The organism is Odoribacter sp. AF15-53 (assembly GCF_003479425.1).
In the GTDB taxonomy this organism is placed as follows: Bacteria; Bacteroidota; Bacteroidia; order Bacteroidales; family Marinifilaceae; genus Butyricimonas.
In genome coordinates this window covers 1-13,117 of the sequence record NZ_QUHC01000026.1, presented here as the reverse complement: position 1 = coordinate 13,117, position 13,117 = coordinate 1, and the positions used below count along the sequence as shown (strand labels likewise).

At 40.2% G+C, this 13,117-nt stretch carries 9 protein-coding genes; all 9 read right to left on the bottom strand.

Annotation, left to right across the window (positions count from 1 at the left end):
• On the bottom strand, window positions 1-725 hold a 725-nt coding region (locus DWW52_RS20655; protein ID WP_118717826.1), incomplete at its 3' end, for a DUF4369 domain-containing protein.
• Window positions 726-736: 11 nt separating this feature from the next.
• Window positions 737-2,326: a PKD-like family lipoprotein gene (locus DWW52_RS20650; RefSeq protein WP_118717824.1), complete on the bottom strand. Its 1,590-nt coding sequence runs from the start codon at window positions 2,324-2,326 to the stop codon at window positions 737-739.
• Window positions 2,327-2,355: 29 nt separating this feature from the next.
• A complete protein-coding gene (locus tag DWW52_RS20645; protein ID WP_118717822.1) occupies window positions 2,356-3,315 on the bottom strand; it encodes a DUF4843 domain-containing protein in 960 nt (319 codons plus the stop codon).
• A gap of 25 nt (window positions 3,316-3,340) precedes the next feature.
• Complete coding sequence (locus tag DWW52_RS20640) at window positions 3,341-4,744, bottom strand: RagB/SusD family nutrient uptake outer membrane protein (protein ID WP_199692030.1); 1,404 nt, start codon at window positions 4,742-4,744, stop codon at window positions 3,341-3,343.
• A 20-nt stretch (window positions 4,745-4,764) separates the two neighbouring features.
• A complete protein-coding gene (locus tag DWW52_RS20635; RefSeq protein ID WP_199692029.1) occupies window positions 4,765-8,133 on the bottom strand; it encodes a SusC/RagA family TonB-linked outer membrane protein in 3,369 nt (1,122 codons plus the stop codon).
• 85 nt (window positions 8,134-8,218) lie between these two features.
• Window positions 8,219-9,196 (bottom strand): hypothetical protein, encoded by a 978-nt coding sequence (locus DWW52_RS20630; protein ID WP_148315421.1) that lies wholly within the window; start codon window positions 9,194-9,196, stop codon window positions 8,219-8,221.
• 11 nt (window positions 9,197-9,207) lie between these two features.
• A complete protein-coding gene (locus tag DWW52_RS20625; RefSeq protein ID WP_118717818.1) occupies window positions 9,208-10,347 on the bottom strand; it encodes a TlpA disulfide reductase family protein in 1,140 nt (379 codons plus the stop codon).
• A gap of 26 nt (window positions 10,348-10,373) precedes the next feature.
• The gene (locus DWW52_RS20620; protein ID WP_233557004.1) at window positions 10,374-11,516 is read right to left on the bottom strand and encodes a TlpA disulfide reductase family protein; all 1,143 of its coding nucleotides are present in this window, start codon (window positions 11,514-11,516) and stop codon (window positions 10,374-10,376) included.
• A gap of 28 nt (window positions 11,517-11,544) precedes the next feature.
• Window positions 11,545-12,717 carry a FecR family protein gene (locus DWW52_RS20615; RefSeq protein ID WP_158582684.1) on the bottom strand — a complete coding sequence of 391 codons (1,173 nt, stop codon included), beginning with the start codon at window positions 12,715-12,717 and terminating at the stop codon, window positions 11,545-11,547.
• Window positions 12,718-13,117 lie beyond the last annotated feature (400 nt).

Sequence of the window (13,117 nt, the reverse complement as noted above, 5' to 3'; positions counted from 1 at the left end):
TCGGGAGTACTCAAGGTGAAATTCGGGGCCACGGCATCAACGCCCACTTGTTCCAAAGCAGCAATGCGAGCAGCCACCTGTTTTCCCGGTTCCAACTGACGAGCTTTTTCGGAAAGCCGTTGATAACAATTTTTCAAAGCAGGTAAATCCATCCTCCCCATTCCCAACGTCTGGATATAAGCGGCAAAAATGTTATCCTTATTCTTCTCGACTAATGCATCCAACTCCTTTTGAGCTTTATCCCGAGCTTTCTCCAATTTACCTTGTAACTCGCTGGCTGTTCTGAAATGTTTCTCGGCAGAAGCTTTCTTGATCTCTGCTTTCATTTTCTCCATTTCTTTATTCGTTTTGTCCACGATGGCCATGTAAGTATTCAACTCTCCTTGTAGCTTTCCCCCCTTGATCTCCTCCCGCTTGTTTTTCCATAACCGCATTTCGTAAGGCACATCCGATTCCAAAAGGAAAACAAATCCGCCATCATATTCAGCCACTTTAAGTAAAGCGACACAAGGCTCTTCGATTTCACCTTCCAACACGAATTTTCCCCCCGTGATCGGACCACTAGCCAAAGTATCCACCCGATCCACCCGGTTAACGATAACCAACATTTTTCCTTCTGTCAACTCGAAAGCCTCTCCACCGATCTTAAATTTTTTCCCTTCCCCGAAGGCCGAGCCCACGAGGAAAAGGGAAAAAACAAACATTATTACTTTCAAACTATTCATCTGTATTTCGTTTATAAATGTCTAACTCCCGGTGCCGAGAAAATAATATCCTGAATCGGCCCGAATCCTGTATGAATCATCGTCCTTTCAATATCACCTGCTGCATCCAGAAAAACATCATGCAATTCTCCTGTTCCATCCGGATTGTTCACCACAACAGCCAATCTCTTATTTGCATCAACCGTACCATACCCTTCATCATACTCCCTAGCCATTCTAAATTGCAATTTCGTAATCGGTCCTCCGGCATCATATAAATAGATCTCCTCTCCACTCACCAGATTATATAAATAAACAGCACTATTCCGAGTATAGAAAATTTGATCTTTAAAGGCCACGGAAGTCGCAAATTGTGAATTTTCCTCTAACTTCATCTTCAAAGCTGGGGTCTTGACCACTTCTATAAAAGAATTTCCCCCTTGCCCATTAAATCCAATTTGGTACACCGTATAATTTGTCGTATCCCTCGCCACAATAAGCACTCCTTCCTCTGACATATCACTATTCCCTTGTCCCATATAGAGTACATCCTGATTTTTCCACTCATCTTCTTTAAACACACCTTTATCAAATAATGTCAGTGCCGCCTGATTATCCTCCTTGACAACCGGTCGTTCAATCGGTCTATCCCAAATTGAAGGGTTTTGCGACAGCGCATAATACATAAACTGCTTATGAACCTTATCCCATACAGTTACATAAGAACTTCTTGCCAAAAATATTTTATCCACAATATAGTCCTTCGTTTCTTCATTTGTCTTCACGCTATAATACCAACCATATCCTCTGGCCCAATAAAAATGTCCGGCCTGATCAACAATTATACCAGAACTGGTACCCGGGATTTCACTACTTAAACCATAAGCCAAACGAGGCCTGGGAGTAACATTGGGGATCATCGATTCAAATCCTTTCCTAACAACCAAATCATAAGCGTGCATATACGAACAACTATCCGGTTGTATAACTACAATAAACTCACAAATCCCCGAATAATCATTCCCATCCATGGTGTAAAGTAAACTCGTTGCACCTTGATATCTACGCACCCCCCATGCATCTTCATAAACATCATATATAATATTAGGTTCCTCACTCACTTCATTTACACCTTCTACCACGGCTAATTTCCGATCTCCCGGTTGTCCATGCAGGACAAACCAGCTATTTACAAAAGGTACCTCAGTCTTCATACTAAATTTCTGATAATACTCGATTCCTGTTGAATGATCGATTACCCGGAATAGAGGTTCATATTTCGTACTCTTCTTGGGAGGATATTTTAGCAATAAATCTTTTGAGAAAACCGTATCATACACGGTTTCATCATTCACGGTTTTCCATGTTATCCACTGGTACTCCAAATTACTCCCGCCATCAACTTCAGACTGAGTTATCACGGGAGAATAAGTAACCTTCAATGTATCTAGAGCAGGCTGTCTATACTTGTAATTATACGAGTATTCCGCAATAGTAGGCTCTGGCGTGAAAGTTATAGATACTAGGTCGTTCACCTTTTTGTAGTCATAATTACCTTTATCTTCATAGCACCCGGCTAGAATAAAAGCGATAATTCCCAATATATAAATCTTCTTCATCATCGTTCTAGATTTTTATCAATTTCTATATTTTACTTATCTTTTTCCGGTTCTTCCGGAACCTCTGGGAAAGGTGGGAATGGTAACGGCTCATCCGGATGAGCTGCGTTATAATCCTCATAAGCCTTTTTCAGTTGCGGCATCAACCGTACCCACGGTGCCCATGGGACAAAACTACCCGCACCAATAACATTGATTACAAATTCTTTCTTCTCTTCAGAAAACTCGCCTAGATAGGTCCCGGCTCCATTGTTATTATCCCACCAAGTCGGTTTTGTCCACACGGGAAAAGTGAAATCTTTTGGATGATCCGGATTTTCACGATTAAACGTCTCTAAAGCATCACGCAAAGTCTGATTATCCGTACCCCAATCATTATATATGTCGAATTGAACCTGAAGAACTGTCACCATAAATGCATATTTCTCCTCAGAAAACTCGCCCGTGTAATCCGCACGCATATCCCATTGTCCCGGTTTTTCGTAACGATCGGAAATCATTAACCGATACACGCTCAACTCTTCCGCACCCGTATCAAAAATCGAATTTCCATCCTCCAAATCGAATGTAACCCCCAATCCATATCTCCCCCTTTTATCCGGACGAATCAAAACAATCTGAATAGTATCGATCAAACGGTTGGCCTTAAAAATGTAAGAAGGATAAAATTCCACCATTGCCAAAGGTAAGGTATCCAAATCAACAATTGGAACTCCCTTCAACTTAAATTCCCGATCAACATCTGCCGCATGTCCCATCAAAGATAGAAACAGCGAGATCGTATCCCTGGAAATTGAATCACCGAGATAAGCAACATTCCACCCACTCCCGATAAATTGTTCCGCAAAATTATATTCGTATGTCATTTCATTCTTTTCCACGTTATAATGAAATTGAATACAATCTTTTTCTTGTTCAAAACTTACTATTCCCTCTTTTTGGCAACCCAGCAGAAGAAACAAGAAACCTATATAAATATATTTATTCATCATATTCTATATTTTAGTTACATGATAATCATTCCCCTGTCATGGTTCCATACTCGACTTCATCGTCCGGAATCGGGAACACATAATAAAGCATCTTCTCCACCGGGCAACGATAAAATGTCTCGTAATTATGTCGTTTCAAAAAATAGAAGAATTGACCTTCTGCAAAGAAGTCTTTCTGGTATTCTTTCAGTAGTACGTCTCTCCTGTAATCTTCCGTAAAAGCACTACTGTAATTAACGTCATACGTACGGGAAATACCTCTCGTGTTACGAACTTTATTGATATATTGCACGCTCTCTTCCAAAGAAACCGATTCTGCTAGAATGTAATACATTTCGGAAAGACGGATCAACGGGATATTTTCATCATAGAAAGAATCTTCTCCCAAATATTTCCGACACATATTTTGATTATCTCCATGAATAAAACCGAAACCATTCTTATAGCGGATATCATTAATGCCACAAGTCATAGATTCAAAAACTGTCAATCGATTTTCATCCGTGATCCATAGTTCTCTATTAAAAGGAAGTACACTTTTCCATGAATCTTTCAACTTTTCACTCATGTTATACATTGACAAACCGAAAAGCGTTTCATCATGTAAAGTCACGTCTTTCTGATTATCCCGAAGCAATTTTAACCCACAATCATTAATTACTTCCCGGGCATAAGTCGCTGCCATGGTTTTATTTCCCATCCACAAATAAACACGAGCCATAAGGGCTTTCACGGCATATTTATTCATCCGGTAATTCCGTTGTGCCTCAAAAAGATTGGAAAAATCATAACTGTAGTCCATTTTATCATTTACCAATAACTTCTCAGCCTCATGCAAATCATCCAGTATTCGGTGAGCCAACTCATTTGCCGCCATGGGTGCCACTTTATCTGAATTAAATTTATCCCGAAAAGGAACAGCCTTGGCGGTTGAATCCTGCAAATAAATCGGCCCCCACATTCTTAACAAGTCAAAATAATGGAAAGCCCGCAATCCCAAAGCTTCTCCTTTAATCATCTCCCAATATCCCTTGGTCTTGATGTTTCCCCCGTTTGTCTCCAAATTTGCCAACAAGTTATTGATATTGGCTATATCCTGATACATGGCACTCCAAATTGCCGCTAAGGTATTTTTCGGATCACTCTGATTTTTATAATCATATATTTTGGCTCGAACTTCTTTCGAATCTGTGTTATTATCATACCGTTGTACCAATTTCTCCATAAAATTGAAGGTCATATGTCCCCCATATAATGACGTATTCGTCATTCGGCCATAAATTCCGATCAAGGCACTTTTAAACCCATCTTCCGAGGTGAAAAAATCCTCACTTTTCACATCTGTTTTCGGACTAACATCCACCCAATCCGAGCAAGCGGATACAGCCATCACAACGATCCAACTACACGCTAATACTATTTTTTTCATTGTATGTTCCTCCTTATACTTTAATTAAACAACACGGATAAGGACAAATTAAAACTCCGGGCAAACGGATATTCAAGACCTCTCTCTTGTCTTATCGTCGAAATCACAGCAATATCATTCATGGCTGCATTCAACGACAAACTCCCAACCCGACAAGCCTGCAAGAACTTGAAGCGCTTAGGATCGAAACGATAACCTACCGAAATTGAAGAGAATGTTAATTTATTCTCTTTCTGCAAGAAACGACTACTTTGCGGAGTACTATTACCGATGAGTTTGATTGATTTATATTTTGCATCCCGGTTATCCCTCGACCAACGTGCTTTTATTGCCCGTCGATCTAAATTATAAGCGACACTTGAATTTTCAATCTTGTCAACTAACGTTTGATTATAAGTACGCGCCCCTAAAGAATAGGTAAAACCTAAATTAACAGACCAACTCTTATACAAGAAAGAAGAAGAAATAGACCCGTTCCACTTCGGTTGAGAATCTCCCATGGGGACTTTATCCACGGCATCCCACACGAAAGTCTTCTCCCCGTTCCGTTTCAGGTAAACTTCTTGTCCGGTTGCCGGATCAATACCCAAAGAACGTACCGTAAATACTTGATTCAACGATTTTCCTTCCTCGTAAATCGGAAGGGGTTCGTCGAATTTTGCTTCCCTATTCTTCTCGTTCATCGTTTTCAATACATTAGAAATCTTCTTTACCACGTTCCGATTGTGAGCCCCATTCACGCCCACGGTCCATTGAATCTGATGCTCATAATCATTAATAATCAATCCGCTCACATCCAAATCTATACCCTCGTTCAATACAGAGCCCACGTTCATGGTCATCGTATTGAAGCCCACGGACGGAGCCAAAGTATATTGTAATAACAAATTTTCAGTCAAATTATTATAATAAGAAGCGCTAAAATTCAAGCGATTCTGAAAAAATGACCATTCCAACGCAACACTTCGATTTTTCGTCTTAGACCATCCTAAATCCGGGTTACCGATCCCCTTCAATTGTGCACCCAAAACATCTGTTGCCGGATAAGGGAACATCAAATCACTAAAAGAATACATTTCCGTGGCCTGATATGGTTCATAACTTTGCGACCCGGTGACACCATAAGAACCTCTCAACACCAGATTAGACACGAATGAATTTTCCAGCCATTTCTCCTTGTGCATATTCCAACGAGCTCCGATAGACCAGAATGGTGCCATACCCGTGTTCGAACCGAACTGTGATGATAAATCCCCGCGGATACTGAAGTCCATGGAATAACGCATATCATACATATAACTAACCTGCCCGATCACGCCCACGGCACGAGATGTTGATTCGGAACCATTTACCCGTTCTTTCATTTCAAAAGCGAACAAAAAATCAGTCATATTATCATTCGGAAATCCCAATGACGATAAACTAATATTATTACTCTTGTTCTCATCCACATTCCAACGTCCGAACATACTGATCAAATGCTTGCCCAACGTCAGATTGTAATTGATTGATGCATTCAAACTCCAACTGAAGGTCTCTCCCGTACTTTTATCATAAGACCCTTTCTTTGTCAAATCTTTTTCATCTGTAAAATCCGTATGATTCATAGATTTGAATTTTTCAGACCGTGCCGTCCCTTTAGTCAACGATGCTGCCACATTTACACGCAAATTCTCTTTGATTGCACATTCAATAGAAAGATTATCTGTTACACTAAAATTCTCAGTCAAATCTTTATACGGAAATTGAACATTATAAAGAGGATTCGTTACCATTACACGTTGAGTTCCCGCACCCACTCCTTTATGTTCAATCAATTTCGTGTAGTTGCCATCTTCATCTTTCACCCGATAATAAGGATTTAACCGAGTATACGTACTGAATATCCCATAAGGTGAGTTATTCCCTTTCGTGTTTGAAAGACTCAATTGATTTCCGATATTCCATTTTTTCCGACGATACTGCAAATTCAGACTCAACCCCATACTTGTACGATCAGATTCCTTCATCACCCCGGGCTCACTACTGTAATTCACTCCCAAAGAATATCTTAACGCCTCATCTCCACCTTCCATTGAAAGCGAGTGACGGTGTGTCACGGGGGTCTGCAAGGGTTTTGACAACCAATAGGTATCCACGCCACGCAGAATTTCCTGCTTGTAATGGTTATAATAATTCATATCATCTGCATCCGTCGGTCTAAACAACCCAGCCCGCAGCTCGTAATCCAATTTCTCTTCCGCATTCATCAAATTATAGTCGGTCAAGTCCGGAGTCGTAACACCCATATTCATGGAATAAGATATATTGATTGCCCCTGTCAATGGTTTCTTGGTCTCGAAAACCAACACCCCGTTGGCCGCCTCGGAGCCATAAATTGCCGTGGCCGAAGCATCTTTCAAGATTGTTACCGATTCTACCCGTTCCGGGTCCAGATCCACGATTCTCTGTAACGTGGTTTTAAAGCCATCCAGTATAAACAGCGGCATATTCGGGCGGTTAGAATAATCCCCCATTAACATCTGTAAATCGTTCGCCCCGGAAGGATTCAATTGCACATCACCCCTCAACCGGAACTCCGGCATAGCGTTCGGATTCGATCCCGCTTTATTGTTCTCCACGATCCGGAAACTCGGGTCAAAAATCTGTAAAGCTTTCAGAATATTTGTCGGGTTCAATTTCTTTAACTCCTCTCCTTTCACGGAAACGTAACTTCCCGAGAAACTTTCCACCTTCCGGGGAGCCATTCCGGTCACGACCACGTCGCCAAGCTCTTCGGCTTTCGGACTCAACTTGATCTCTATATCAGTCAATTTACCGGTTAATGCAAGCTCTTCATTTTCATAACCGACAAAAGACACTTGTAAAGCCGAAATACCCTCCGGTACCTCGATAAAGAATTTTCCGTTGATATCCGTGACAACACCCATCGCCGGCCGCTCTTTCAAAACGATACTTGCTCCCGGAAGAGATTCTTTCGTAGTGGCATCTATCACCTTACCGCTTACTTTGTGCACCAGTGCTTTCGGATCAACCTTAGGTCGGGATTTAAAAACAATCACCCGGTTCATCTGGTACTCCACATCTACTGGTTGGTCCCCCAAAATTATGGCCAACACGTAACTCAATGTCTGATTCTTCACATCAATTGTAATCAATTTCTGTACATCAATCTGTGCATGATTGTAGAAAAATTGCACTTTTGTCTGCACAGCCAGAGAATCCAAGACCTTATCCAGTCTCATTTTTTCCACCCTGAACGTGATCTTCGTGTTTTTGTAATCGTCATCATTGTCTGCCCGCACGCTGCCGACAAACAAGAAAAACATAAGTGCAAAAACCGTAAATTTAATTCTACACGAATGTAGATACACTTCTTTTTTTTGCATAACTTTGTTCTGTTTTTAGTTTAAGTCGCTTTAAATTAAAATGTAAGCACCAGGGGAGTATTAGCAGTACTCCCCTATATTGCTTTTATTTCATCACATCTGCAAGAATCTTTTTATATTCCTTATTTTTATTATATTTCTTCAAATAATCCTTTTTCAACTTCTCAACCGTGGCAAAATCTTTATTACCCGCCACCTGATTATACAAGAAAACAAACAATGCCGCATCCCGTAAAGTTCCATCATAGAAAGCAACGATACTCCCGTATTCATCTTCCATATTTTTGGCAGGAGTATAAGTTTCGCTTTTCTCATGTGCCTTTTTGCCTAACTCGTAATTTTTATAAGTCCCCAGGAAACCCATATACGGCCGATTTCTCAACGAGGCCTCATCATCCCGCAGCCGGTAATTATCCAACGCACCCCAATATCCATCAGCCATACAATCTTCCAGTTTTTTCTTTTGATAAGACGAGCAAGCATACGGATAAGAAATCAAATTCGTCAATAACGTGGCTTCCATTTCCGAAAGCAAATAATTATACATACGAGGAGAAATTTCGCCCTTTATTTCATCCAACATCGCAATTTCATCCTGCCACTCTTTCAACGTGGCCGTATAATGCTCTTTCGCGTCATACAGCAACACCATCATGGCCGGGATATTTGTCTTATATTTTCTCTCTGCGCGCAACGCACGAACTTTATGCAAGTAATCGGCAACAACAACCGCTCTCGGGGTTCCCGTGTATTCAACCGCATCATAACGATTCCCCACATAAGTAACCTTGGCATGAATATTATCTCCCGGTTCCAGACAAATAATCACCCAAGCATTAATTTTCATCATCGTGATGTCATCCAGCTCCACGTCAAACTCCATCAATTGATTTTCCTTATAGGGGAATTCCTGATTTATCCCATCTTTCTCCATGAAATCGAAGTATATCATATCACCTCCTGTAAACCCTTGAATTTCCGCGCTGACATGACACTTTTTTTGAGCTTGTAAAGACAAACAAGAAAGACAACCAACAATTAAAACAAGTAATATACTTTTCATAGATTTCATATTTACTTTTTACCTAGAATTTCTTTAATTTTTGCTATTAACTGCTCGCCTCTTAATCCCAAAGCGATCACTTTACCATTAGGATCAACCAACACCGTATAAGGGACAGCCGTCACGTTACACATCTTTACCGGAGCCGTCCCCCACATCTCGAAATCACACACCTGAACCCATCGCATCTTTTTTTCTTTCACGGTATTCAACCATGCCCCCTTATCCTTATCCAATGAAACGCCCAAGATTTCAAAATCTTTTCCCTTGCACTCCTTGTACAATTTCACAATATTCGGCATCTCCCGCATACACGGACCACACCAAGAGGCCCAGAAATCAATCAACACATACTTTCCTCTAAAACTAGACAAACTAACTTTCTTTCCATTAGGATCAGGCAACGCAAAGTCTGGCATCATGCTTCCTTCTTTGAATGCTGCAATACGAATAAATTCATCCAACTGCTTCGTGTAGGGATGCTCGTTCAAATTCGGGTCTATCTTTGCACGCAAAGCCTTTAACTCGTCCAATGACAAACGGTATTTCATGGACCAGTAAATCACGAATGGTGCAAATACCTGATCCGGGAAACGCTCGACCATATCTATTCCGACTTTCGTATTCCGTTGTTTTGACAAAGCACTTCTCGCTTTAAAATTTTTATTCTCAGTATCGTAATCTCCCCTCCCGTAAATAGTTTGCTCTAACAAGAAAGCATGATTAATACTGTCTTCAACGTATTTATTCAAGAAATTGTAGAACCTGTAAATATCATTATTCGGAGTCCCTTTAGCTTCCGAATTCAAAAAGAAATCAGCATTCCCCCGGATATTAATTACCCCATTCTCCAAAAAGAACGGGGTAATCGGGCTCAAACAATCCGGATCGGCACTCTTGATAAAATACATTCTCGGGTATTTCACGCTCCCCCCTTTAAAAGTATACCGGTTATTCACCACCTCTGCACTATCTATCACGTTGGATTTCCCCTGAATTTCCTCTTCCTCCACGAGATATACCTTGTTAGGTTTATAATTTCCTTCTATGACTCCGTTAATCACGTAACCATCCGTTTTCTTCTCCTGTGTCTGCCCGATCGCCGCACTGGAAAGCGCCAGTAATATTCCTGCTAAAACTATTTTTCTCATAAATCAGCTCTTTACTTGTATTAATACTATTTCTTATTCAAAACTTCCTTTATTTTCTTTTCCAATTCCACACCACGCAACCCCAAAGCGATCACTTCACCCTGTGGATCAATCAATATCGTTTGTGGTATGGCTTGTACGCCACACGCTTTTGCAGGAGCCGTAGCCCATGCTAGGAAATCGCATAATTGCGGCCATTTCATCCCGTTCTTTTTTATCGCTGCCGTCCAGGCGTCTTTCTTGTTATCCAACGAAATTCCGAGTATTTCAAAATTCTTTCCCTTACATGCTTTGTACAACTTCACCACGTTAGGCATTTCCTTCATACAAGGTCCACACCAAGAGGCCCAAAAATCAATCAAGACATATTTACCTCTATAATCCGCCAATCGTATCATTTTCCCATTCTGATCCGGTAAACTGAAATCTGGCATCATGCTGCCCACCTTGAAATCCTTTAATCGAATAAATTCATCCCATTGTTTCGTGTAAGGATGCTCGTTCAAATTCGGGGCAATCTTTGCACGCAAAGCTTTTAACTCGTCCAAGGACAAATCATGTTTCATATTCAAATAAACAATATAAGGAGCGCAAACCTGATCCGGATACTGTTCAAACACGTTTGTCTCAATCTCCCTTTCCCTTCTCTTCATTAAATCCGATCTTCTTCGCAATTCTTCAAGTTCTGTTTTTTCATCCTGCACACCATGAATCTGGCTGTCAATGATAAACGCTCTCATCAAGCTATCATTTACATATCTCTTTAAAAAATTATAAAAACTAAAAATGTCATTATTTATCGTTCCTCTTGCCTCCGAATTCATAAAAAAATCGGCATTCCCCCGAATTCGAATCGTACCATTCTCCAAAAAGAAGGGAAGCAAAGGACTCGTACACTCCGGAACAGCACTTTTAATAAAGCACATTCTTGGATATTTTACATTTCCTCCTTTAAACGTATAACGATTATCTACCACGTTCGCACTATCAATCACAGTAGTTTCCCCTTGAATTTCCTTCTGTTCCAATAAATACACTTTATCCGCTTTGTACTTACCTTCGACAACCCCGTTTATCACGTAACCTTCCACCTCTTGCGATGCCTTATTTTGCCCGAAAAGTCCGACAACAGACATCAATAAACACCCTAACACTAGAATTTTCTTCATACAATTTAATTTAAGCATTAAATAAAAATCATTTCACATACAATTTATCACCCTCTTTCCTACACGACAAAGAAGACGTCTCTTCCAGTCGTTGCACGAAAACATCAAAATTCTCCTCTTTATAAATTACACCCGTGTAAATAAACTTGGCACTCTCTTCTCGTTCAAAAACGATTTTCACCTCGTACCAGCGCTGCAACACTTTAGCCACTTCCAACAAATTTCTTCCCTTAAAAACATATTTCCCGTTCTTCCAAGCAGTATAATCGTTCACGTTCACAGGCTTTATATCCACGGTCTGATCCTCCTTATCCCACCGTAGCTGACGACCGGGCAACAAACTATAACTACGATCACCCACATGAGTCGCAACATGTCCTTCAACCAAAGTAACCTCGGCAAAATCCTCATCGGCATACGAATTAACATTAAACGATGTACCCAACACCTCTACTTTCATCCCGTTCAACATTACGAAAAACGGATGTTCCCGATCTTTAGCCACTTCCAGGTAAATCTCACCCTCGGCATATACAACACGTTCATCCCCCGTAAAAGCCACCGGATACCGCAATGATGATTTTGCATTCAACCACACCTTCGTCCCATCAGCCATCGTGAATGTGAAATCACATTGAGAAGGAGTAGTCAAGGTATTATATACCATTTCCGCTTTTATCGAATCCGAAGTATTGTATTGCATCCCTTTTTCCGTGTTCATCGTGATCTGTACTCCATTCTCCTCGTTTAGCGTCAGATCCTGATTATAAAGCACCATTTGCTGCCCGTTAGAAAGCGTTAACACGGGAACATTTTTCCTTATTGTTATTATATTTTCCGTCTGTTCAGGTAGTACTTCCTCCATTTCTACCCCGTTAAAATAGAACAACGCTATAAATAAAGGCAAAGCTATAATTGCCGCATAACGAGAAATTTTTACCACCAAACGCCGCCGTAACTCGTTTCTCTCTCTTCTCCGAACAAAAGAATCAAATGCCAATTGCACATCACAATTCTTGTATATCAATAGCTTATCCCGCATCATCTTTTCCGAACAAACCTGTTCATACAAATTCTTATTCCGTTCGGAAGCATTCCTCCATTTATCTAATTCAATTTGTTCTTCCGTTGTGATATTCCCCGTTAAATGCTTATAAATCAAAATAGATAATTCAAACAATTCATTTTTGTCAAACGCCATATTTTTCATTTTGTCAAACTAAAAAACGTCCCTTTAGTTAAAGAAAAATCTTCTTTTATCAGATCTCTTCAAAAAAACATTCAATTTTTCCGCTAGATTTATAAAAAGAACAGTTTTTCATCTTTATCCTCACTACAAATAGAAAACGCACGACTTCCTAAAAAGGGGGTGTATACAACACGCTTTCTTTCAAAAAAGAAAGTCATAATAACAACTACATAGCTAATAATAGAACCATCAACATCAATCATTACTATATCTCAACAGCATAAAAAAAGAGAGATTAAAAAATCTCTCTTCCTAAACACGAATAAAACTTTCAAATACAATTAAATTTTCACTTTAATTTATCGCTAATAAAAGTCCTTAACTTCTCTCCTCTCAGATTCTTCGCGATTAT

Excerpts from the sequence above, each read along its gene's own strand:
- DWW52_RS20640 (WP_199692030.1), bottom strand. The coding sequence starts at position 4,744 with ATGAAAAAAATAGTATTAGCGTGTAGTTGGATCGTTGTGATGGCTGTA.
- DWW52_RS20650 (WP_118717824.1), bottom strand. The coding sequence starts at position 2,326 with ATGATGAAGAAGATTTATATATTGGGAATTATCGCTTTTATTCTAGCC.
- DWW52_RS20635 (WP_199692029.1), bottom strand. The coding sequence starts at position 8,133 with ATGCAAAAAAAAGAAGTGTATCTACATTCGTGTAGAATTAAATTTACG.
- DWW52_RS20645 (WP_118717822.1), bottom strand. The coding sequence starts at position 3,315 with ATGATGAATAAATATATTTATATAGGTTTCTTGTTTCTTCTGCTGGGT.
- DWW52_RS20615 (WP_158582684.1), bottom strand. The coding sequence starts at position 12,717 with ATGGCGTTTGACAAAAATGAATTGTTTGAATTATCTATTTTGATTTAT.
- DWW52_RS20630 (WP_148315421.1), bottom strand. The coding sequence starts at position 9,196 with ATGAAAAGTATATTACTTGTTTTAATTGTTGGTTGTCTTTCTTGTTTG.
- DWW52_RS20625 (WP_118717818.1), bottom strand. The coding sequence starts at position 10,347 with ATGAGAAAAATAGTTTTAGCAGGAATATTACTGGCGCTTTCCAGTGCG.
- DWW52_RS20620 (WP_233557004.1), bottom strand. The coding sequence starts at position 11,516 with ATGAAGAAAATTCTAGTGTTAGGGTGTTTATTGATGTCTGTTGTCGGA.